This window comes from Subtercola boreus (genome assembly GCF_006716115.1).
Classification (GTDB): domain Bacteria; phylum Actinomycetota; class Actinomycetes; order Actinomycetales; family Microbacteriaceae; genus Subtercola; species Subtercola boreus.
Map to the genome: position 1 here is coordinate 1248916 of NZ_VFOO01000001.1, position 22369 is coordinate 1271284.

Genomic DNA, 22369 nt, shown 5'->3' on the forward strand with positions numbered 1-22369 from the left:
CACCACGCGCCGGAAACGTGCCGGTGCACCCGTAAAATGGTGTCCTGATGACTGAGACCAGGGGGCCCGCGCCCGTACCCGTCGAAGAGCGGCTGTTCAGCCTGGTGCTTGCACTGCTCGCGACCGAGGCGGGTCTCACGAAGAACGAGATCCTCTCGACGGTGCAGGGCTACCGCCAGCGCTATGTCTTCGGTGGCGACAACGCGACCCTCGAGCGCCAGTTCGAACGCGACAAGGACGACATCCGCGAACTCGGGGTGCCGCTCGAGACCAGCGAGCCGCTCGATGAGTCGGGCAGCAACCACAACCTCCGCTACCGGATCCCGAAGGGCTCCTACGACCTGCCGGCTGACATCTCGTTCTCGCCGGAGGAGATCGCCCTGCTGAACCTCGCGGCAATGGCCTGGCGGGAGGGCTCGCTCTCCCGGGAGTCGCGGCACGCCCTGCTGAAGCTGCGCTCGCTCGGGGTCGACCCGGTCGAGCCCGTGCTCGGCTACGCCCCGCGCATCCGCACCCGCGATGCGGCGTTCGACCCGCTCACCGACGCCCTCACGCGGAGGGTGCTGGTGCGCTTCCCGTACCTCAAGCCCGGGGACCTCTCGCCGCGCGAACGCACGGTCGCCCCGCTCGCGCTCGTGCAGCACGAAGGCCGGTGGCACATCACGGGCATCGACCAGCACGCGGGAGAACCGCGCACCTTCCTGCTCTCCCGGATCGTCGGCCCGGTGAATCGCACCCGCACGCCGTTCGTGAGCGACTCCGTCGGCTCCGCCGAGACCGCCCTCCGCCAGCTCGACGAGATCTGGGCCGCGAACACCGCGGTGGTGCGGGCCCGGCAGGGCTCCGATGCGGAGACCCGGCTGGTGAACCGGCGGGGGAGCATCCGGAACCCCGACGACAGCCTCACCCTGCACTTCACCGACCTGCACCTGCTGGCCGACGAACTCGCCGGATTCGGGCCAGAGGTGTTCGTGGATTCGCCGGCCGAACTGCGGGTGGCCGTGCGCCGCCGCCTCGAACTGACCGTCGCCACCCACCAGCCGCTCGACCGCCCGGCCCCCGACGGAGGTGACGATGCCGAAGAGACCGCCTGAGAGGTCGAATTTCGTGCACGCGCAGGACAAGCTCGCGTTCCTGCTCGCGCTGGTGCCCTACCTCCTCGACCGCGACCGGGTCTCCGTGACGGATGCCGCGACCCACTTCCAGGTCAGTGAGGAGCAGGTGCGGGAGGCCGTGCGCCTGATCGCGGTGTCGGGTGTTCCCGGCGAGACCAGCCAGTACCAGCACGGCGACCTCTTCGACATCGCCTGGGACGACTTCGAGCAGAGCGACGAGATCCAGATCACGCACCGTGTGGCTCTCGACGACTCACCGCGGTTCTCCGCCCGGGAGGCGGCCGCGCTGATCGCCGGCCTGCAGTACCTCCAGGCACTTCCCGAGACGCTCGACAGCGCGGTGCACTCGTCGCTGATGGCGAAGCTGGCCCGCGGGGCCTCCGAGGTGCCGAGCCAGGTCGCCGTGGCACGCTCCGAGGCGAACGACTCCCTGGTGATCATCCGTTCGGCCGTCGCCGCTGGAGTGCAGATCGAGTTCGACTACGTGGGCTCGCGCGGGGCCCGTGAGCACCGGGTGGTGGATCCGCTCCGGATCGACTCCAACAACGAGGACTGGTACCTGCGCGGCTGGTGCCACACCAGGCAGGGCATCCGCACGTTCCGGCTGGACCGGATGGCCGACCTGACCGTCACGGCGAACCCGAATCTCTACAGCCCGGGCGACCTCGCCCTCAGCGACAACCTCTTCGATGGCTCAGGTGAGACCCTCGGGGTGGTGCTGGAGGTGCATCCGGCGGCGGTGAGCCTGCTGGGGGAGTACCTGGCGGAGGGCGCGCCGCAGCTGGAGCGCGGGGCCCTCGTGCAGACGACGGTGCGGGTGGCGCACATCCACGGGCTGAAGAGGCTCGTCGCGAGCCTTCCGGGCGTGGTGCGGGTCATCGATCCTCCGGAGGCGCGGCGTGCGGTCGAGGAGTGGGCGGCCGAGGCCCTCGCGGCCTACGACGCCGAACCGACTGATTAGACTCGCTTCATGAGTTGGTGGAGCTGGATCGTGATCTGGGCCGTTCTGGTGCTCGCGATGCTCGGCATGTACGCCCTCCTCGGCTGGCGGCTGTTCAGAAAGGCCAGCGTCGTGCTCGGCGAACTGAGCCAGCTCGGCGCTCAGGTGGGCAGCGTCCAGGACAACGTCGAGCAGCTCACCCCTGAGCCGAGCGACAACGCGATCCTGCTCGGCTACGCCGAGATGTACCGCCGCCGCGACATCCAGAGGCAACGCCGTGCAGACGAAAAGGAGCTTCGCAGGGAGAAACGGCTGGAACGGGGTAAACTCCTCACAACATCCGATTACAGACAAAGGACGTGGCCCCATGCTCGGTAACCTTCAGGGTTGGCATCTCATTGTCATCCTCGCCATCGTGCTCCTTCTCTTCGGTGCTCCCAAACTCCCCGGTCTCGCCCGGAGCGTCGGCCAGTCGATGCGTATCTTCAAGAGCGAAGTCAAGACGATGAAGTCCGACGACCCGAGCGGCGCAGAGGCCAAGCCGGCCTCCGCCGAGACCGCCTCGAACATCGCCGAGCCGACGACGCTGAACAAGCCGGCCGACGTGAACGTGGCGAACGTCACCCCCACGGACCTCGGTTCGGACCACAACACCGCCTCCAGGTAAGTGGCCGTTCGCTCCAAGGCGGCCGCTCGCCCCAAGAAGAGTGCGAACCGCGACGGGCGAATGTCGCTCGGTGAGCACCTCGTCGAGTTTCGCAAGCGCATGTTCCGCGCACTCCTCGGAGTTGCGATCGGGGCAGTGGTGGGCTGGCTGATCTCCGACCAGATCCTCCTCGCGCTGAGTGCACCCGTCAGTGCCATCACGAGCTCCCAGGGGCGAGCCGCCTCCCTGAACTTCACGGATGTCTCGCAGGCCTTCGACCTGCGCCTGCAGATCGCCATCACCGTCGGCATCGTACTGGCCTCCCCGATCTGGCTCTACCAGATGTGGGCCTTCCTCGTCCCGGGGCTGACCCGCCGCGAGAAGCAGTACGCCGTAGGCTTCGTGCTCACCGCGGTGCCCCTGTTCCTCGCCGGCTGTGCCGCCGGCTGGTACGTGCTGCCCCACATGGTGTCGATCCTCACGGGCTTCGCCCCCCAGGACACGACGAACATCATCAGTGCCGGAACCTACTACTCGTTCGTGCTCAAACTCGTGGTGGCCATCGGTATCGCCTTCGTGCTGCCCGTCCTGCTCGTGCTGCTGAACTTCGCGGGCATCCTGAGCTCGAAGTCCATCCTGAAGTCCTGGCGGATCGCCATCCTGGTGATCGTGCTGTTCTGCGCCATCGCCACGCCGTCGGCGGACGTGTTCTCGATGTTCCTGCTCGCCATCCCGATGGTCGTCCTGTTCTACACAGCGGCGCTCATCTCGTGGATCCACGATCGCCGCAAGGCCCGAGCGCAGGAGAAGTTCGACGCCGAACTGGTTGTGCCGTAATGACGCAGGCGCTGTCCCCGGCCGAGCGGTACGCCCTCAGCCGCACCAGGGCGACGAACCCTGTCGTCGATGACTTCCGCCAGGGTCTGAAGTTCGACCTCGACCCGTTCCAGATCGCGGCCTGCCAGCTCCTCGAAGCCGGCAACAGTGTGCTCGTCGCAGCCCCCACCGGAGCGGGCAAGACGATCGTCGCGGAGTTCGCGGTCTTCATGGCGATGCAGTCGACGTCGTCGAAGGTCTTCTACACCGCGCCGATCAAGGCCCTCAGCAACCAGAAGTTCCAGGAGTTCGTCGCCGAGTACGGCGCGGCCCAGGTCGGGCTCCTCACCGGCGACACGAACATCAACCCCACCGCCCGCATCGTGGTCATGACCACCGAGGTACTGCGGAACATGCTCTACGCGGGCTCCGACCTGCTCGCGAACCTGGCCTTCGTCGTGATGGACGAGGTGCACTACCTGGCCGACCGGTTCCGGGGTGCGGTGTGGGAAGAGGTGATCATCCACCTTCCGACCTCCGTGCGACTGGTCTCCCTGAGTGCGACCGTGTCGAACGCCGAAGAGTTCGGCGACTGGCTGCAGGCCGTGCGCGGCGACACCGAGGTCATCGTGTCGGAGGAACGGCCCGTCCCACTCGACCAGCACATGCTCGTGCGTCACAAGCTGCTCGACCTCTTCGACGGCACGGGGCAGGCCACGACGAGCCGGGTCAATCCGGAGCTGATGCGCATCGCGCGGTCGACGGGCGCTCCCCAGTCGCGGAACGGCAACCGCTCGGGCGGCAACGATCGCCGGGGCCGCAACTCGTCGAAGTACCGGCCGAACCACACGCAGGCTCCGCGGATGGACCGTGCGGAACTGACCGACCTGCTCGACGAGCACAACCTCCTTCCCGCCATCTTCTTCATCTTCAGCCGGGTCGGCTGCGACCAGGCCGTGAAGCAGGTGCTGCGTGCTGGCGTCCGCCTGACGACGACCGAGGAGCGCGAAGAGATCCGGCGCATTGTGGATGAGCGCTGCCGCACCCTGCTCGACGAAGACCTCGCCGTGCTGGGCTACTGGGAGTGGCTGGAAGGCCTAGAACGGGGCGTCGCCGCTCACCACGCGGGCCTGCTGCCCGCCTTCAAGGAGGTCGTGGAGGAACTCTTCCAGAAGAAGCTCGTGCGCGTCGTCTTCGCGACCGAGACCCTCGCACTCGGCATCAACATGCCCGCGCGCACCGTGGTGCTCGAGAGCCTCGAGAAGTTCAACGGCGAAGCCCGCGTTCCGATCACGCCGGGGGAGTACACCCAGCTCACCGGGCGGGCGGGGCGACGCGGTATCGACGTGGAAGGTCATTCGGTCATCCAGTGGCGTGACGGCATCGACCCGCAGGCCGTCGCCTCGCTGGCCTCCCGTCGGAGCTATCCCCTCAACTCGAGCTTCCGGCCGACCTACAACATGGCGGTCAACCTCATCGACCAGTTCGGTAGGGCCCGCACCCGCGACTCGCTCGAACTGTCGTTCGCCCAGTTCCAGGCCGACCGCGCCGTCGTCGACCTCGCCCGGAAGGTGCGGTCGCAGGAGGAGACGCTGGAGGGCTACCAGAAGGCGATGAGCTGCCACCTCGGGGACTTCTCGGAGTATGCGGCGCTCCGGCGTGAACTCAGCGACGTCGAACGCTCCGGTGCCGGCCGGGCCGACACCCAGACCCGGGCCGAACGCGACAGTCGGCAGAAGAAGATCACCGACCTGCGTCGACGCATGAAGGCGCACCCGGTGCACGTCTGCCCTGAGCGCGAGCACCACGCCAGGTGGGCCGAACGCTGGTTCCGCCTCCGCCGGGAGACCGACCAGCTCGTGCAGCAGATCAACACCCGTACCGGCGCGATCGCGAAGGTCTTCGACCGGATCACCGAGGTGCTGATGCAGCTCGACTACCTGAAGGCCGACCCGGCGGGGGAGCTGACGCTCACCGACTCCGGAAAGACCCTGAAGCGGATCTACGGGGAGCGCGACCTGCTGGTGGCGGAGTGCATCCGCCACGGCGCGTGGGCGAACCTCGATCCGGCCGGGCTCGCCGCGATGGCCTGTTCGCTGGTCTACGAACCGCGGCGCGACGAGAACGACCTGCCGGAGCGGTTCCTGCCGCGCGGCGCCTTCCGCGGGGCGTTGGAAGCGACGCAGAAGATCTGGGAAGACCTGCAGCAGCTCGAGACGCGGCACCGCCTGCCGGGCTCCTCACCGATCTCGGTCGGGCTCGCCAAACCGATGAACGAATGGGCGCGTGGAGCGAGCCTCGACACCGTGCTCTACGACGCCGACCTCGCCGCCGGGGACTTCGTACGGTGGACCAAGCAGACGATCGATCTGCTCGACCAGTTGCAGAACCAGTACGACCCGAAGGTGGCAACGACCGCCCGCCTGGCCCTCGACCTCGTCAAACGCGGGATCGTCGCCTACTCCTCGGTGGCATGATGACGGCTGTTCTGTCTCGCATCGCCACCAGGCCGCCCGCACCGGGGGCCCTCCCCGTGGCTGCGGAGGTCGCGGGACCCCTGCTCCCGTTCTGGCTCGCCTGCCTCGCCGCGCTCGGTGGTGGCCTCAGCCTGATGACCGGATTTCCCGGCGCCGACATCTGGCCGCTGACCCTGGTCGGCGTGGCCGGCATCCTCGTGAGCCTCATCGGCCAGCGCTGGAACCGGGCCCTGCTGATCGGCCTGATCGGCGGCCTCGCGTTCTGGTGCGCCCACATCTCCTGGCTCACGCTCTACCTCGGGCCGGTACCCTGGCTCGCTCTGGCCGTGGTCGAGGCCGCCTTCTTCGCCATCGGTGCCGTCACCATCGCGATCGTGTACCGGTTCGCGCCACGGGTCTGGCCGACGCGGCTCGGCCGGCTGGGCATCCTGCCGATCGTGGTCGCCGGCCTGTGGACGGCGCGCGAAGCCTTCACCGCTGTCGCCCCGGAGGGTGGTTTCTCCTGGGGGCGCGTGGCGTTCTCGCAGTCGATGAGCCCGTTCGCCTCGCTCGTCGCCTTCGTCGGCATCTCCGGGCTCAGCTTCCTGCTGGTCTGGCTCGTGGCGTTCGTCATCCAGCTCTGCCGCGAGGTGGGCGTCTCCGTTCTCTCCCGCGTCACCCTGGCCGTGGGCGCTGTCGCGCTCCTGCTGGTCGTGCCGGCCTGGCCCGCGCCGACCACGGGCACCACGCGGATCGCGGCTGTGCAGGGCAACACCAAATCCGGACTGCTGGATCGGGTCGAGGCGGGCGACAACCTCAACGCGCACATCACCGAGACGCTGAAACTCGAAGGCGACAACGTCGACATGGTGGTCTGGCCCGAGAACGCGTCGGACGTCGACCCCGAAGCATCCAGAGCCGCCGCTGCCGACCTCGACTTCATCAGCGGCATCATGAAGGCGCCACTCGTTGTCGGTACGATCGCCGAGCGTGACGGCAAGTTCTACAACACCTCGCTGCTCTGGGAGAACGGAACCGTAGCGGACTTCTACGACAAGCGGCACCCCGTTCCGTTCGCGGAGTACATGCCGGCCCGGCCGTTCTTCCGCGCGCTGGTTCCCGACCTCGTCGACCTCGTGACGCGCGACTACCAGGTCGGCACGACCGATACCGTGATGAACGTCGACGGCGTGGTGGCCGGCATCTCCATCTGCTTCGACATCACCGACGACAGCGCGGTGCAGGCGATGGTGGATGACGGGGCCCAGGTGATCCTCGCGCAGACCAACAATGCGGACTTCGGCCAGACCGACGAGAACCTTCAGCAGCTGGCGATCGCACGCCTCCGGGCCATCGAGACCGGCCGGAGCGTGGTGAACATCTCGACCGTCGGCCACAGCGCGATCATCGCCCCCGACGGCTCAACCCTCGATGCGATCGCGCCCTACACCCCCGGAGCGATGGTCGACGACGTGCCGCTGTCGACCACGATCACCCCCGCCAGCCTCGTCGGTCGCGGCATCGAGTGGCTGGTCTCCGGCCTCGGCCTAGCGGGCCTCGCCCTGTCCCTCGTCGCGGCAGCCCGCACCCGCCGCCGCCCCCGTTAACGGCCGAAACCCCGAAATTTGCCGGTAATCGGGGTGGATTACGGCAACTTTCGGGGTTTGGATGAGGCGGCGAGCTACGCGCCGATTTTGTGCTGGCCGCGTCGGGCCCGCAGGTAGTCGAGCCGCTCCTGGAGGAGTTCTTCGAGCTCGGGCCGGGTGCGGCGCTCGAGCAGCATGTCCCAGTGGCTGCGAGGCACTTTGGCCTCGGCACGGTCGAGCACCATCGGTTCGGAACCGATCATGAGAACCGCCTCGTTGCTGCAGAACTTGCACTCCCAGGTCTCGGGCGCTTCTGCTTCGGCTGAGAAGACCATCTCGGTCTCCTTGCCGCACGTGCTGCACAGGTATGTGTGTGTCATGCGCGGAGAGAAAACGACTCCCTCTTCACTCTGGAGGCTTTGGCCCCCGAGTCTCATTCCGCGCAAGCTGCGATCTGCCATTGTGTGGTCTCCTCCCGCTTTGCTTACCTAGGTATAAACCCGTTGCCCGTCCCGATCATTCGGAGCGATGTCTATTCCCAGAACACTCCCAGATATTCGGATCGTGCGTCTGCCCTTGACTTCGTGTTCGTAGTCACCCGCCTTTCCGTTTGGTCTGGGAGACAAGATCGAGGGCCAGATCGATGCGGTCGGTGATGATCCCGTCGACGCCTGCGGCCAGCAGTTCGGCCATCTTCCGGGGATCGTTGATGGTCCAGATGTGCATCTCGACACCGGCCGAATGGATGATACGGAGCATCCGTCTCGTCGGGAATCGGAGCCCCAGGGCCGTCTCGGGAACCTGCACGGCGTCGACGTTCCGGAGCAGCAGGCGCACCACAGGCGCGAGGCCGAGCGTGCCGGCCAGCAGGGTGAACAGGATGGTGTGCGCGGAGGCGGACGTCGCCGGGCGGAGGGCGCCGGGAACCGCGTCCAGGGCGCTCCGTCTGCGGCGATCCGAGAAGGAGGTCAGCAGCACCCGATGCGCAGCCTCTGCGTCGGCGATGGCGCGCGCTGCGGGGACGGCGGCGGCCGCGGACTTCACGTCGATGTTGAATCTGGTTTCGGGGAACTCCCGCAGGGCATCCAGCAACGTACAGAAGCCGTGACCGCCACCCAGGTCGAGCGCGGCCAGCTCGGTAGCCGTCAAGGTCTCGATCGTGCCCTCGACCCCGAGCAGGCGGCTGAGGTCAGGATCGTGCGCCACGACGGCAACACCGTCCCGGGAGGCGTGCACGTCGCACTCCACGTAGAGTGCTCCCCGGTCGACCGCAGCGCGGAAGGCGAGGAGTGTGTTCTCGACGTGCTCCGTGCTGAACCCGCGGTGCGCGAGCAGCCGGGGGAGCGCGGGAGTGAAGTAGCCGGGAGCGGGTCTACGCACCCGGGGTGGTCTCGATGGTCGGCTTCGCGAGCGTGGCCGGCGCGGCCGGGCCCCCGGTCGCTGCACCGGTTCCGGAGCCGGACCCTGCTGCGGCGGCCGCAGCGGCTCCCCGGTCGCCGAACGCCTGCCCGATACCCTTCAGCGCCTCGGTGAGCTCGCTCGGGATGACCCAGAGCTTGTTCGCGCTGCCCTCCGCGAGCTTCGGCAGCGTCTGGAGGTACTGGTAGGCGAGCAGCATCTGGTCGGGCTTGCCGCGGTGGATCGCCTCGAACACCGTCGTGATGGCCTGCGCCTCACCCTCGGCCCGGAGCACGGCCGCCTTCGCGTCACCCTCGGCGGAGAGGATGGCCGACTGGCGGTGACCCTCCGCAGAGAGGATGGCCGACTGCTTCGTTCCCTCGGCGGTCAGGATGACGGCGCGGCGCTCACGCTCGGCGCGCATCTGCTTCTCCATCGAGTCTTGGATGGACAGGGGCGGATCGATTGCCTTGAGCTCGACCCGGCCCACCCGGATGCCCCACTTGCCGGTGGCTTCGTCGAGCACGATGCGGAGCTTGCTGTTGATCTCGTCGCGTGAGGTCAGCGCCTCTTCGAGGTTCAGCCCGCCGACGACGTTCCGGAGGGTCGTTGTCGCCAGCTGTTCGACGGCGCCGAGGTAGTTCGCGATCTCGTAGGTCGCGGCGCGGGCATCCGTCACCTGGAAGAAGACGACGGTGTCGATGGAGACCACCAGGTTGTCTTCGGTGATCACCGGCTGCGGCGGGAACGACACGACCTGCTCGCGGAGGTCGATCAGGGGGCGGAGCCGGTCGATGAACGGGACCAGCAGGTTCAGCCCGGGCATGAGTGTCTTGTGGTACTTGCCGAGTCGCTCGACAACGCCGGCGCTGGCCTGCGGGATGATGCGGATGGCTTTGGCCAGCGTGACGATCACGAAGATGACGACGATCACCACCACGATGACGGCGATCACGGAGCCTACGGAGAAGTCGTTCACAGGAGTGCTTTCTCTTCGGGAGCGACCAGTGCGGTCGCCCCATCGATTGCCTTGACGAAGACGAGCTGGCCCGGCAGGAGCTGTTGGTCGATCGCGGTGGGGAAGACCCTGGCAGTCCAGGTGTCGCCGTTGCTGAGCTTGACACTGCCGGTGGTGTCGGTGACGGCCTGGAGCACCTGGCCCTCGAGGCCGAGCATGGCTGCGATGCCGGTCGGCGTCTCGTCACTGCCGCGGTGCAGCCGCCGGAGGAGCGGTGGCCTCAGCGTGAAGATGAGGAGCAGCGCGAGCACGGCGGCGATAACCGCCTGCAGCAGGAACGGTGCCCCGGCGAAGTGCGAGACCAACCCGCCGACGCTGCCGACCGCGAGCATCACGAACAGGAGGTCGAGAGTGAGCGTCTCGATCACGAGGAAGATGAGGATCAACGCAAGCCAGATCACCCACGCGTACGAGGCCAGGAATTCTGCCATGAGCTGCTCCTTCGCTGTCGTTGCTTCATATGAAACTACCAGTCGAGCCTCGGTGGATACGAAGTTCACAGGTCATGCCTTGGTAGTCTCATCTGCGGAAACGCAAGCACCCTTCCCCGCGGCCAGAGCCGCGCCCCGACGACAGGAGCACGACGTGTCAAACCCCCTCACTCCCGGATCTCTCGCCGGCAAGCGGGTTCTCGTGACCGGGTCGAGCCGCGGTGTCGGCGCCGACACCGTGACCTACTTCGCCGAGGCGGGCGCGAGCGTCGTCATCAACTACCGCAACAAGGAGGCGCGGGCGAACAAGCTCGCCGACAAGCTGCGTGCCGAGGGGGCGACGGCCATCACCGTGGGCGCCGACCTCACCGACGCGGCATCCGTCGCCAGCATGTTCGAAACGGTGCAGGAGGAGCTCGGGGGCCTCGACATCCTCGTGCTGAACGCCTCGGGCGGCATGGAGAGCGGCATGGCGGCCGACTACGCACTCACCCTGAACCGAGACGCGCAGGTCGACCTGCTGACCAGCGCTCTGCCGCTGCTCCAGCCGGGATCCCGCGTGGTGTTCGTCACGAGCCACCAGGCGCACTTCATCCGCACCACCGAGACGATGCCCGAGTACGAACCTGTCGCTCTCAGCAAGCGCGCCGGCGAGGACGCGCTCCGCTCGCTCATCCCGCGCCTCGACGAAGCGGGCATCACCTTCGTCGTCGTCTCGGGCGACATGATCGAGGGCACCATCACCGCGACACTGCTCGAGCGGGCGAACCCGGGCGCGATCAGCGCGCGCAAGGAGTCGGCCGGCCGGCTCTACAACGTCGCAGAGTTCGCCGCGGAGGTTGCCGCTGCCGCCGTCGAGCCGATCCCCGAGAAGCACACCCGATACGTCGGCGACGTGTCGGGTTTCGCGCCCGAGCTGACGGACTGACCGGATGCCCGCCGCCCACCAGCCGGCCTCCGAGCACCCGGGTTTCGACTTCAGCAAATCGCGCGTGCTGCTGTTCGACAGCGACGACCGGGTGCTGCTCTTCCTGACGAAGGCCAACGTGCCGACGAACCCGACGCGCTGGGTCACGCCGGGCGGGCACGTGGAGCCGGGGGAGTCGCACCCGGAGGCCGCGGCACGGGAACTCTTCGAGGAGACCGGGCTGGCGGTGGAGGCGAAGGCGCTCGGTGCACCTATCCGCACGCGGGAGTTCAGCGACGAACGGGCGCCCGGCGTCTTCAAGACCAACTACGAGGAGTGGTTCGTCTTCCGCACGGTGCAGTTCGAACCCGTCAGCGCGAACTGGACGCCGGAGGAGCACGTCGACATGGAGGCGAGCCGTTGGTGGGCCCTCGGCGACCTCGAGACCACGACCGAGAGCATCGAACCGGATGACCTCACCACGGTCATCCGGAACGAGCTCGCGAAGCGCGCCTGACCGCTACTTCGCGACGCGGGCCTTCGGCGTGCGGCCGAGGGTGATCGCCGACGCGGCCTGGAAGATGCCGAGCACGATGAAGGTCCACGCGGCGAACACGGTCAGCACGGCGAGCGACGGGATCGGTGAGAGCAGGAACACGATGCCCGCGACGATCGAGAGCACACCGAGGAGCGTGCCGTACCACTTCGACGAATCGTTGACCGTCTGGGTGAGGGCGAGCACACCCTCGAAGACCCACGAGAAACCGATGACGAGGCCCAGCACCGTGAGCGAGGCAAAGGGGTTCCGAAGCGCGATGACGCCCGCGACGAGCAGCAGCACGCCGAGGATGACGCTCAGCACCCGGGTGCCCGGGGAGAGCGTGCCGTTGATGATGCCGACGAAGATACGCATCAGCCCGACGACGAAGAAGTAGAGACCGAAGAGGAACGCGACCAGTTCGAGTGTGGAACCCGGCCAGACCAGCACGAGCACGCCGACGAGCACCGAGAGCACCGCGCCGATCCAGAGAGCGATCTTGAAGTGTCGCAGCACCACCGGTGCCGGGTCTTCGGTGTACAGCGAGAACCGCAGTTGGTTCGTGGGTGGTGTCGACATTGTTACCCCTCAGTGTGTTGTGTCCAGGTTCAGAGAACGCCCAGGTGCCGGTGACATCAGACTGCGCCGATGTCCTCGTTCCAGAGTTCGGAGGACTCTGCTATGAATGCTCCCATCATCTGGATCAGCCCCGCATCATTTACCACCGTGAGTTCGGCTCCGTGCTCCTGGGCCCAGTGCTGGCCGCCGAGGAAGTTCACGTCGTCCCCGACGACGACCCGGCCGATCCCGAACTGGCGGATGAGCCCTGAGCAGTACCAGCACGGCGAGAGCGTCGTCACCATCACCGTGTCGCGGTAGCTCCGCTGCCGGCCGGCGTTCCGGAAGGCGCTCGTCTCACCGTGCATCGACGCATCGTCGTCCTGCACGCGCCGGTTGTGTCCGCTCCCGAGCAGTACCCCGTCACGGGTGAACAGGGCGGCGCCGATCGGGATGCCGCCCTCCGCGGCGCTCCGGGCGGCTTCGGCTTTCGCGACGGACAGCATCGCGTCATCCGTCGGATAGATCGCGCCGACGACGATCGCGACCGCCGCGGTCTCGGTGCCGCTCACGCGACGTCGTCCGCAGCGTCGACGCCGGTCACGTCGGACGGCGTCGTGCCGAGCGGGCCGCCGAGTCTCGGCCGGAAGGCCCGGAACAGCAGGGCGTAGAGCACTGCTCCGAGAACGAACCCGACGATCGCCGTCAGGTCGCCGACTTCGGGTGCCGCGGCCGGCACGATACCGACGAAGAAGGTCTGGTTGGAGAACAGCCAGATCGAGACGACGAGACTCACGACGAAGGCGATCACGCCCGCCGCGTTCCGGTACTTCACGTGCTCGGGGACGATCGAGGCGATCTCGGTGCCGCGCCGGAGGAACCGGTCGACGAGGATCACTCCGAGCCACGGAGCGATCCAGTAGGCGATGACGAGCAGGAAGTTCTCGTACGTGGATCCCGCGTCGGGGATCGCGCTCCAGGCGAGGAAGAAGCCGATCACGCCGAACCCGAGCGCGATCAGTGCGCGGCGGAGGGCGAACGGGATCCTGATGCCCGCCGCGAGGAACGACATCGCCCCCGAGTAGACGTTCAGGGCGTTCGCCGCGATGGCACCCACGGTGATCGCGATGAGGGTGAGATCCCGGATGACCGGGGGCATCGACATCGTGAACGAACCGGTCGGGTCGCCCGGGTCGAACCCGGCGATCGTGGCCGCCGCGGCACCAGCCGCCATCAGCACGGCGCAGGAGACGAAGTTGCCGAGCCCCGCGGCCCAGCCCACCGAGGCCTTCCGCACCGAGGCCGGCAGGTACCTGCTGTAGTCGGCAGCGTAGGGGTTCCAGCCGGCCGCGTAGCCGAAGGCCGCACCCGCCGCCAGGGTGAAGCCGCCGAAGCTGAACGAACTGCCGTCGACCACGACGCCGAGGTCGGCATGCACGAAGATCGTCACCGTGGCGACGAGGAAGATCGCTCCGAGCACGAAGCTCGCGTAGCGCTCGAAGACCTGCACGAGGTCGTGCCCGATGAAGGCGACCGCCACTTCCACCACCACCACGATGAGCAGGGCGAGCACGGGGGACATGCCGGTGAGGGTCGAGAGGGCAAATGCGCCGCTCACCGAATTGACGGTGAACCAGCCGAGGCCCGCCATCACCGTGTTGATGGCGGCGGGCAGGATGTTGCCGCGGTAGCCGAAGGCTGTACGGCTGAGGACCATCTGGGCGAGGCCCTCCCGCGGGCCCCAGGTGGAGAGGATGCCCTGCGTGAGGGCACCGGCCGCGCTGCCGAGCACGAGGGCGGCCATGGCCTGCCAGAAGCCGAGCCCGAAGAAGGCGACGGCGATCACCCCGACGAAGACCGTGGCGAACTCGAGGTTCGGCGCCGTCCAGGTGGAGACGAGCTGCCAGGGCGAACCGTGCCGCCGGTCGGCGGGGATGGCCTCGATGCCACCCGGTTCGATGCGGGATGGGGCCGGAGCCGGGGATGCCTTCGTGAGGGTGCTGTCGCTCATGGAGCGATCCTACGAGCGGGCACCCGGCGAGCATCCGGGTGCCCGGCATTTGTCACACACTGTTTACACGGTTGTCCAGAGACCCGAACGGGGGCTGCCGGGGCCCGGGTGCGTCATCTAGCGTCGAAGACTTGGGCCGAGAGGCATTCTCACGAAACGGACGCTGTGAACACGACGGGTAGGCACCTCCACAGTGCAGAGCGCGACGTGCGGCGGAGACTCCGGCTGGTGGAGCCGCTGCCCGCCGAGAGTCAGTCGTGGTACGTGCCGGAGATCCGCGAGCAGGGCGAGGAATCGAACGACGAACTGTTCACGACGCTGCGACCGGTGAGTCCACTCCGGCCTCGCGACGCTGCTGGGGAGTGATCGGGGCGGGCGCCTCGGTCAGCGCATCGACGCCACCACCCGACTTCGGGAAGGCGATCACCTCGCGGATCGACGACGCCCCTGAGAGCAGGGCGCAGATCCGGTCCCAGCCGAACGCCATTCCGCCGTGCGGCGGGGCGCCGAACTCGAATGCGTCGAGCAGGAAGCCGAACTTCGCCTCCGCATCCTCGGGGCTCAGCCCCATGACGGCGAAGACGCGTTCCTGGATGTCGCGGCGGTGGATGCGGATCGAACCCCCACCGATCTCGTTGCCGTTGCAGACCAGGTCGTAGGCGTAGGCCAGCGCCTCGCCCGGATCGGTGTCGAACGTGTCGATCGATTCGGGCTTGGGGGAGGTGAAGGCGTGGTGCACTGCCGTCCAGGCTCCGGAACCGACCGCGACGTCCCCGGCCGCAACAGCGTCTCCAGCGGGTTCGAAGAGCGGAGCATCCACCACCCAGAGGAACGACCAGGCCGACTCGTCGATGAGACCTGTGCGGTGGCCGATCTCGAGGCGCGTCGCACCCAGCAGGCTCTGGGCCGCGGTGCGCGTGCCGGCGGCGAAGAAGATCGCGTCGCCGGGTTCTGCGCCGACGGCCGCCTGCAGGCCCGCGCGCTCTGACTCTGAGAGGTTCTTGACGACCGGGCCGCCGAGTTCGCCGTCTTCCCCGACGAGAACGTAGGCGAGGCCCTTGTGGCCGCGCTGCTTCGCGAACTCCTGCCACTCGTCGAGGGTGCGGCGCGACTGCGCGGCACCTCCGGGCATGACGACGGCGCCGACATAGGGGGCCTGGAAGACCCGGAACGCGGTGCCCGCGAAGTAGTCCGTGAGTTCGGTGAGCGGGCTGTCGAACCGCAGGTCGGGCTTGTCGGAGCCGTACCGGTCCATCGCCTCGCGGTAGGTGATCCTGAGGAACGGGGCGGATGTCTCGTGCCCGACCAGGGCCCAGATGCTGTGTGCGAGCTCCTCCGCGAGTTCGATCACATCGTCCTGGTCGACGAAGCTCATCTCGAGGTCGAGCTGGGTGAACTCCGGCTGCCGGTCGGCGCGGAAGTCCTCGTCGCGGTAGCAGCGCGCGATCTGGAAGTACTTCTCCATACCCGCCACCATCAGCAGCTGCTTGAACAGCTGCGGACTCTGCGGCAGCGCGTACCAGCTGCCCGGCCGGAGCCTGGCCGGCACCAGGAAGTCGCGGGCACCCTCCGGAGTGGACCGGGTGAGGGTCGGAGTCTCGATCTCGACGAAACCGCGGTCGCCGAGCACGGTGCGGGCGACCCGGTTGACGTCGGAGCGGAGGCGGAGCGCCGCAGCCGGCGCCGGACGGCGGAGGTCGAGGTAGCGGTACTTGAGGCGGGTCTCCTCGCCCACGCTCACCCGGTCGTCGATCGGGAACGGCAGCGGAGCCGACGTGTTCAGGATCTCGATGCCGGCCACCGACACCTCCACCTCACCGGTCGGCAGGTCGGGGTTCGCGTTGCCCGCGGGGCGCACCTGCACCACGCCGTCGATGCGGATGCAGTACTCGTCGCGCAAATCGTGAGCGCCCGAAGCATCCAGGACCTCGTCGCGCACGACGACCTGCACGATGCCCGACGCGTCACGGAGGTCGAGGAAAGCGACGCCGCCGTGGTCCCGCCGGCGCGCCACCCACCCGGCGAGGGCGACGGTCTGGCCGGCGTGTTCGGCGCGCAGGGTGCCGGCTTCGTGGGTGCGGATCACAGGGAACGTCCTTCGGGTCGGAGATCTGGGGCCCTCCCATCGTAGAGGCGGGCGCACCGCCCCGGCTCTGGATGTCGCCCCCACCCCATTCTCAGAGCATGCTGTCATTCTGCTAGCATTTGAGGAGGAGGTGCCCTGATGGCAACAGTGACGGTACGCAACCTCGACGCGGGCGTGACGGACAGGTTGAAGGCTCTCGGCCAGTCGCACGGACGGTCGATGGAGGCAGAGGTTCGCGCGATTCTCACCTCGGCCGTGGCGGAGGTCTCCACGCCGACCGGCCTCGGTTCGCGGATTCGCGACACCTTCGCGCGATTCGACATCGGCGACGAGTTCGAGATGAAGCGGGAAGCAACACAGCCTGTAGTATTTGACGAATGATCATTTTGGACACGAACGTGGTCTCCGAGGCGATGCGCCGCCGCGGAGACCCAGCTGTCGCCGCCTGGCTCGATCGGCAGCACGGCAGGGTGATGTGCATCACCGCTGTGACGGCTGCCGAACTGCTGCGGGGGGTGGCGCTCCTTCCCGAGGGGAAGCGGAAGGCCGACCTGGCGGGCGCCGTCGCCCTGCTGCTCGAGACGGAGTTCGAAGGGCGCATCCTGCCGTTCGACGAGCAGGCGGCCGTCAACTATGCCGATCTCTCAGCTCGTCGCCAGCGCCGTGGCCTGTCGACGAGCGTCGCCGACACGATGATCGCGGCCATAACCGAGGTGTCGGGCGCGGAGGTGCTGGCCACGCGGAACGTCGGTGACTTCGACGGAATCCGGGTGGAAGTTCTGAACCCCTGGGTCGACTGACTCGCTAGAGTCGGGAGTGCGGAAGGACACGCGATGACCGAAGGCACAGCCGAGGAACCGTGGCAGCTGACAACAGCGCCCGGGTCGTCGAACTACACGATGCACATCGAGGGCGATGAACTCGTCTGCCAGGTCGGCTCGACGAAGCTGACGTACCGGTCCCGGGCCATCGAGGACCTGCACGGCTGGCTGATCGAGCAGGGCGACTGGGTGCCGCTCGGCGCCGCCGATGAATCGAAGATCGCTGCCGCGGGCAGCATCGAGGAGTGGGGGCGGTCTGAGGCCAACCCCGTCGGCGGGTGGTACGGGTTGCGGAAGGGCTACCGCGGACGGTTCGGGATGTACCTGCCCCCGTTGCTCGAGAAGCTCGGCCTCGTCGAACTGACCCATACCCCGCGGAACAACTCGGCCCGCGCGCTCTGACCGGCGGCCTCAGGCTGGCGGCTTCAGACCGGCGCCCTCACGCCGGAGGCCTCACACCGGCGGCCGGAAGGCCGTCTTCGGCGCGCTCGAACCGAGCCCCTGGGACTCGAACTCGGCGAGCACCGCGCCAGAGCCGTCGAACTGCCAGCCGAGCACGCGCCAGCCCTGCACGCTCCCGGTGATCTCCACCCCTTCCACCCGGGCACTGCCCGGAATGTCGAGCGGGCCTTCGAAGAACCAGAACTCGGCCGCCGCGAGCTCCTCGGGGGTCTCGATGATGCGGCGATCCGTGGTGGTGTAGACGAAGGAGTCTGCAGGGTGGTCGTCGAAGACGGCGAGCTTGTCGCCCGACAGAAGGTCGCGGTACGGCGCGAGTGCGTCGACCTCCGCCTGCTGCGACGCCGCGACGCGCGTCTCGGCCGCCGGGAAGAGCGCTGCCGTGCGGGCACGCAACTCGGCCAGACCGATGGGCTCACCGGACAGGAGCACCGCGTGCACGCCCGGGACTCCCGAAACCGCCGCCGCGAGCTCCTCACACCCCGCGCGCTCCCGCCCGACGGCCTCGGCCGCGAGCACCTGGCCGAAGTCGTACGGCGGGGGAGCAGCCAACTCCGACTCCCACGTCACGAGCAGGCGTTCAGCGCGGTCGACGAAGGCCTGGAGCGCTGCCGCGGTCTTGTCGTCGAGCCTCGCCTTGTCGTCGAGCGTCGCCTCACCGTCCGACGCCTGCAGCTCGTGCCGCAACGCGTAGACCTCGTCGAGGGTCGTCGTCGCGGCTGCCGTCACCGGGTCGCCGTACGGGTCGCCTCCCGGGGCCCCGCCCACCCCACCGGCGCGCTCGACCACGATCACCGCCCCGCACGCCGCATCGGGTTCCACGGCTACCGGGGCCATGATCCGCCCGCGCACCACCTCAAACGAAACCTCGCCGACGGGCGACGGCCCGTCCACCAGGGCCACCCGGTACCGCCCGTCGTTCTGGTCGAGGAGTTGCCAGTCGCCGCCCCACCCGGATTCCGAGAGGTTGTTCCAGCCACGGATGCTGTCGAACGCGAAGCCCACCTCCTGGCCGAGAACCCGACCGTCGTTCGCGGTGAACGTGTGGACACTCTCGACCGACGACGCCCCGGCCAACCGCACTCCGTCGCGGAAGCAGTGCGCCTCGAGTCGCCACACGTCGGGCTCGCCCGCCACGAACACCCGGCCGGTGAGGCGAGGGGCGTCGGGCTCGTCGACTGTGTCGAGACCGAGGAGGGAACGCGGCAGCATCCACTCGGTGGCGACCGCGTAGCAGTGTTCTCCGGGCAGCTTCATCACGAGCATCCGGCCGTCGTGCAGAAGCTCGTCGACCCCGGGAACGACATCCGGCTCGGAGACGAGACGCAGGGTGAACGGAACCGCACCCGCCTCGTCGAGGTCGAGTGCGTCGTGCCAGAGCTCCAGGTCGACGGTGGCGATCTGCCGATCATCCAGAACCGGAGCCGGCACGCGGTGCTCGAACCACGGAGCCCCGTCAGGCCGGGTGACCGCCCACACCACCTGGCATGCAGCAGCACTCGGGCCCAACAGCGTGACGCTCAGCTTCGGGTGCCAGCCCTCGGGGTGGTAGCTTCCGAAGGCGCCGGCAGAGGCGCGCAGTTCGTGTTTGATCACAGCCGTCATTGAGCAATCATCAGCTATTCCGCAGCGCACCGCAAGGCGTCCACGCCCGCATTAGAGTTGCGGAGTGAGAATCGCGCTGCTCGGCGGCCTGCGGGTCGAACACGAAGGTCGGCCCATCGCGGTGTCGGGCACGATGCAGCTCGCGGTGCTGTTCCGTCTCACGGTCGACGCGGGCACCGCCGTCAGCTACCGGGCGATCGCCGAAGACGTGTGGGGGTTGGATGCTCCCCAGAACACCAGGGCGGCCCTGCAGTCCATCGTGTCGAGGCTCCGCTCCCAGCTGCCCGACGGTTCGATCGAGTCGACGACCGGCGGATACCGGCTGAACCTCCGCCGCGAAGACGTCGATGCCCTCGTCTTCACCGATCTGGTCGACCGGGCCGCGGGTGGGGGCGCGGATGCTGGACCGAACGCACTCCGGGCCCTCGAGCTCTGGGCGGGGGAGCCGTGGATCCCCTCGCCGAACTTCGACTGGTTCCTCCGCGACCTCAGCCGCGACCACGCCCTCGCCGTGCAGGTGCGCGGTGCGGACGTCGCCGTCCGGCAGGACTCCGCCATCCCCGCTCCGCTCACCAGCCTGGTCGGCCGCGAGGCGGAGCTCCACGCGATCGCCGAGCAGCTGACGGGCAACCGCCTGGTCACGATCATCGGCACCGGGGGAGCGGGCAAGACCCGGCTCGCGATCGAGACCGCCGCGCACCGCGGCAACGCGCTGCTCGTCGAGCTCGCACCCGTCGGGCCGAGCGAGGTCCTGGGCGCGGTGCTGACCGCGACGGGCCGCGAGCTCCGTACGGCGGAGACCACCGGCGAGTCCAGCCGCACGCGCATCCTGGAGGCCCTGGCCGGTCGCGACGTGCTGCTCGTGCTCGACAACTGCGAACACGTGATCGATGCGGCGGCCGCACTGTCGGAGGACCTGTTGGCGTCCCTGCCGCGCCTGCGCATCCTCGCCACCAGCCGGGAACCGCTGGGCGTTCCGGGCGAGGCGTTCGTCGGTCTCGGCTCGCTGCCGCACCCGGAAGACGAACGGATCGGATCGGCGACCTCCGCAGACCTCGCCGCCTTCCCCGCCGTGGAGCTCTTCTGCCAGCGGGCTCAGTCGGCGCGCGGCCGCCCACTGGAGAGCGACGAGGTCGTGCTGGCCGCCCGAATCTGCACCCGCCTCGACGGGCTCCCGCTCGCCATCGAGCTGGCCGCCGCCAAGCTCCGCACGATGGAGCCGGGCGAGATCCTGAGCGGCCTCGACGACCGGTTCACCCTGTTGGCCGGCGGCTATCGCACGGGGATCCCGCACCACCAGACACTGAAGGCGATGATCGACTGGAGCTGGAGCCTGCTCGATGAGGTTGAGCGCCGCGCCCTGCTCGCCCTGTCGGTGTTCCCGGCCGGAGTGGGCGTGGTCGAGGCCCGATCCCTGGCCACGGCGCTCGGGCTGCCGGATGCCGCGGTCTTCGACTCGCTGGTCGACAGGTCGCTGCTGCAGCGCACGCGCGGCCGTTTCCGCGAACTCGAGACCATCCGTGAGTACGGCATCGAGCGGGCCCTCGAAGCCGGCACCCTGGCCGAGGCGAGGGCCGCGCAGGCCGGCTACATGATGGAGCGCGCCGCCGACTTCGACCGGATGCTCCGCGGGCCGCGCCTCCTGGAGGGGGTCGCCTGGTTCGACGACGAGGAGGACAACCTGGCCAGCGCCCTCCGCCATGCGGCCGGCCTGCCGCTGCCGGAGGTGCTGGTACGCCTGACGGTCTCGAGCCTCTGGTACTGGGTGCTCCGCGACCGCAACGAGGACGCGGTGAACTGGCTCCGCTCCGCGGCCGCCGCAGCCACCGAGGTCGAAGGCGACGAAGCGAAGATCCTCTCCCTGGTGCTGCCGCTGCTCGAGAACTTCTCGGGCAACGACACCGACCACTTCGACGCGGCCGTGCTCGGCGGGCACCTGCACGACCTGCTCGAGCCTCTCCGCTCGATCGAGTTGGGGCCCGGCAGCCACGAGCTCCTCCAACTGCTCGGGCCGAGTCTGCTGGCCTTCGCCGAGGTCGCGACCGACGCGGATTGGTTCGCCGCCGTGCGGCTCCCGCGCGGGGAGGAGCTGGGGCTCGACACCTGGCCGACCGCCGTTCTGCATGTGATGCGGGCCGGAGCGGCGCAGAACCGCGGCGCCGTCGACGAGCTCGGCGCGGAGTCCGAGATCGCCCTCGACATGCTGGCAGAGGTGGGCGACCGGTGGGGCAGCGCCTTCGCCCAGCGGATGCGGGCGGAGTGGCTCACGCTCCAGGGCCGGCTCGAGGAGGCCCTCGAACTCGCCGACGCCTCGACCGGCGCCATGCGAGCCATCGCGTCGGCCACCGACTTCGCCCGCGAACAGGGGCTGAGCATCCACCTGCTGTGGCGGCTCGGACGGTCCGACGAGGCGCGCGCCCGCGTCGAGCGAATCGTCGCCGAGACCGATTCGGGCGGCGATCCGCGGGCTGTCATCCAGGTTCTGGTCAACGCCCTGCTTCTGGACGTCGCGGTTCGGGATGTCGCGGCGGCGGGCATCCGTGTCGGAAAGATCGACGAGCTGGTCGCCCATTCGACGCTGCCCCTGCAGACCGTTGCGGTGCTGGAGACGGCGAAGGCCGCGTTGGCCCGCGAACTCGGGGACTTCGACGGCGCAGAGCAGCACCTCCGGACGGCGGCGGAGAGTTCCCTGCAGAGCCGCGACCAGCCCATCATCGGCAGTGTCGCCATCGGCGCCGGGATGCTGGCCCTCGCCCGGGGCGACGTGGAGACGGCCGTGCGCGCTGCCGATTTCGCGTCGGCCGTCATCGGCGCGTACGACGCGACGCACCCGGACCTCATGGCGATCAGCGCGGCGGCCGACAGCGCCGGAATCGGGCGCCCTGCCACCGGAGTGACCGCGCGCCCGGAATCCGTCGGCGTGCTCAGGGACCTGCTCGGCTAGATGCTGCCGGCCGGATCCAGCACAGCCGAATCCA

22 protein-coding genes are annotated in these 22369 nt (G+C 68.6%); 13 read left to right on the forward strand and 9 right to left on the reverse strand.

The window, feature by feature from the left end; genetic code table 11:
* Nucleotides 1–47 precede the first annotated feature (47 nt).
* Genes FB464_RS05825 through lnt form a run of 7 tightly spaced genes read left to right on the forward strand, consistent with a single transcriptional unit; the run spans nucleotide 48 to nucleotide 7580 of the window.
* Nucleotides 48–1094, forward strand: coding sequence for a helix-turn-helix transcriptional regulator (locus tag FB464_RS05825; protein WP_116414707.1), 1047 nt, complete (start codon nucleotides 48–50; stop codon nucleotides 1092–1094).
* Complete coding sequence (locus tag FB464_RS05830; protein ID WP_116414706.1) at nucleotides 1075–2076, forward strand: helix-turn-helix transcriptional regulator; 1002 nt, start codon at nucleotides 1075–1077, stop codon at nucleotides 2074–2076. Before FB464_RS05825 ends, FB464_RS05830 begins: the two co-directional genes overlap by 20 nt.
* 9 nt (nucleotides 2077–2085) lie before the next feature.
* On the forward strand, nucleotides 2086–2433 hold the full coding sequence (locus tag FB464_RS05835; protein WP_116414705.1) for a hypothetical protein: 348 nt from the start codon (nucleotides 2086–2088) through the stop codon (nucleotides 2431–2433).
* Nucleotides 2423–2722, forward strand: a complete 300-nt coding sequence (tatA, locus tag FB464_RS05840; RefSeq protein WP_116414704.1) for a Sec-independent protein translocase subunit TatA — start codon at nucleotides 2423–2425, stop codon at nucleotides 2720–2722. The genes FB464_RS05835 and tatA overlap by 11 nt, the downstream gene beginning before the upstream one ends.
* 60 nt (nucleotides 2723–2782) lie before the next feature.
* Nucleotides 2783–3538, forward strand: a complete 756-nt coding sequence (gene tatC / locus FB464_RS05845; RefSeq protein ID WP_116414703.1) for a twin-arginine translocase subunit TatC — start codon at nucleotides 2783–2785, stop codon at nucleotides 3536–3538.
* On the forward strand, nucleotides 3538–5994 hold the full coding sequence (locus FB464_RS05850; RefSeq protein ID WP_116414702.1) for a DEAD/DEAH box helicase: 2457 nt from the start codon (nucleotides 3538–3540) through the stop codon (nucleotides 5992–5994). The genes tatC and FB464_RS05850 overlap by 1 nt, the downstream gene beginning before the upstream one ends.
* On the forward strand, nucleotides 5991–7580 hold the full coding sequence (lnt, locus tag FB464_RS05855) for an apolipoprotein N-acyltransferase (RefSeq protein ID WP_116414701.1): 1590 nt from the start codon (nucleotides 5991–5993) through the stop codon (nucleotides 7578–7580). Before FB464_RS05850 ends, lnt begins: the two co-directional genes overlap by 4 nt.
* A gap of 74 nt (nucleotides 7581–7654) precedes the next feature.
* Here the strand turns inward: lnt and FB464_RS05860 are convergent, their stop codons facing one another.
* The 4 genes from FB464_RS05860 to FB464_RS05875 all read right to left on the reverse strand — a co-directional run bounded on the left by FB464_RS05860 (nucleotide 7655) and on the right by FB464_RS05875 (nucleotide 10406).
* The gene (locus tag FB464_RS05860; RefSeq protein ID WP_116414700.1) at nucleotides 7655–8020 is read right to left on the reverse strand and encodes an RNA polymerase-binding protein RbpA; all 366 of its coding nucleotides are present in this window, start codon (nucleotides 8018–8020) and stop codon (nucleotides 7655–7657) included.
* 133 nt (nucleotides 8021–8153) lie between these two features.
* Nucleotides 8154–8939: a glycerophosphodiester phosphodiesterase family protein gene (locus tag FB464_RS05865; protein ID WP_116414699.1), complete on the reverse strand. Its 786-nt coding sequence runs from the start codon at nucleotides 8937–8939 to the stop codon at nucleotides 8154–8156.
* Complete coding sequence (locus FB464_RS05870) at nucleotides 8932–9936, reverse strand: SPFH domain-containing protein (RefSeq protein ID WP_116414698.1); 1005 nt, start codon at nucleotides 9934–9936, stop codon at nucleotides 8932–8934. Before FB464_RS05870 ends, FB464_RS05865 begins: the two co-directional genes overlap by 8 nt.
* Nucleotides 9933–10406 (reverse strand): NfeD family protein, encoded by a 474-nt coding sequence (locus FB464_RS05875; protein WP_116414697.1) that lies wholly within the window; start codon nucleotides 10404–10406, stop codon nucleotides 9933–9935. The genes FB464_RS05870 and FB464_RS05875 overlap by 4 nt, the downstream gene beginning before the upstream one ends.
* A 154-nt stretch (nucleotides 10407–10560) precedes the next feature.
* Here FB464_RS05875 and FB464_RS05880 point away from each other — a divergent pair, with 154 nt between their 5' ends.
* On the forward strand, nucleotides 10561–11334 hold the full coding sequence (locus tag FB464_RS05880) for an SDR family oxidoreductase (protein ID WP_116414696.1): 774 nt from the start codon (nucleotides 10561–10563) through the stop codon (nucleotides 11332–11334).
* 4 nt (nucleotides 11335–11338) lie between these two features.
* Nucleotides 11339–11830, forward strand: a complete 492-nt coding sequence (locus FB464_RS05885; RefSeq protein WP_116414695.1) for an NUDIX hydrolase — start codon at nucleotides 11339–11341, stop codon at nucleotides 11828–11830.
* A 3-nt stretch (nucleotides 11831–11833) separates the two neighbouring features.
* On the opposite strand, the gene FB464_RS05890 is transcribed toward FB464_RS05885, so the two are convergent.
* The 4 genes from FB464_RS05890 to aspS all read right to left on the reverse strand — a co-directional run bounded on the left by FB464_RS05890 (nucleotide 11834) and on the right by aspS (nucleotide 16506).
* Nucleotides 11834–12430: an HdeD family acid-resistance protein gene (locus FB464_RS05890; protein ID WP_116414694.1), complete on the reverse strand. Its 597-nt coding sequence runs from the start codon at nucleotides 12428–12430 to the stop codon at nucleotides 11834–11836.
* Nucleotides 12431–12486: 56 nt separating this feature from the next.
* A complete protein-coding gene (locus FB464_RS05895; protein ID WP_246092948.1) occupies nucleotides 12487–12981 on the reverse strand; it encodes a nucleoside deaminase in 495 nt (164 codons plus the stop codon).
* Complete coding sequence (locus FB464_RS05900) at nucleotides 12978–14420, reverse strand: purine-cytosine permease family protein (RefSeq protein ID WP_116414693.1); 1443 nt, start codon at nucleotides 14418–14420, stop codon at nucleotides 12978–12980. The genes FB464_RS05895 and FB464_RS05900 overlap by 4 nt, the downstream gene beginning before the upstream one ends.
* 310 nt (nucleotides 14421–14730) lie before the next feature.
* Entirely contained in the window at nucleotides 14731–16506 is a 1776-nt protein-coding gene (gene aspS, locus FB464_RS05905) for an aspartate--tRNA ligase (protein WP_116414692.1), read from the reverse strand.
* Between the two features lie 138 nt (nucleotides 16507–16644).
* Between aspS and FB464_RS05910 the strand changes: the two genes are divergently transcribed.
* The 3 genes from FB464_RS05910 to FB464_RS05920 are packed head-to-tail and all read left to right on the forward strand — an operon-like array spanning nucleotide 16645 to nucleotide 17729.
* Nucleotides 16645–16887, forward strand: coding sequence for a FitA-like ribbon-helix-helix domain-containing protein (locus FB464_RS05910; RefSeq protein ID WP_116414691.1), 243 nt, complete (start codon nucleotides 16645–16647; stop codon nucleotides 16885–16887).
* Nucleotides 16884–17306, forward strand: coding sequence for a type II toxin-antitoxin system VapC family toxin (locus FB464_RS05915; RefSeq protein ID WP_116414690.1), 423 nt, complete (start codon nucleotides 16884–16886; stop codon nucleotides 17304–17306). The genes FB464_RS05910 and FB464_RS05915 overlap by 4 nt, the downstream gene beginning before the upstream one ends.
* Before the next feature lie 33 nt (nucleotides 17307–17339).
* Complete coding sequence (locus FB464_RS05920) at nucleotides 17340–17729, forward strand: DUF6855 family protein (RefSeq protein ID WP_116414689.1); 390 nt, start codon at nucleotides 17340–17342, stop codon at nucleotides 17727–17729.
* Between the two features lie 51 nt (nucleotides 17730–17780).
* Here FB464_RS05920 and FB464_RS05925 read toward each other — a convergent pair whose 3' ends face one another.
* Entirely contained in the window at nucleotides 17781–19391 is a 1611-nt protein-coding gene (locus tag FB464_RS05925; RefSeq protein ID WP_116414688.1) for a hypothetical protein, read from the reverse strand.
* A 64-nt stretch (nucleotides 19392–19455) separates the two neighbouring features.
* Here FB464_RS05925 and FB464_RS05930 point away from each other — a divergent pair, with 64 nt between their 5' ends.
* Nucleotides 19456–22335 carry an ATP-binding protein gene (locus FB464_RS05930; protein ID WP_116414687.1) on the forward strand — a complete coding sequence of 960 codons (2880 nt, stop codon included), beginning with the start codon at nucleotides 19456–19458 and terminating at the stop codon, nucleotides 22333–22335.
* Nucleotides 22336–22369: the final 34 nt, after the last annotated feature.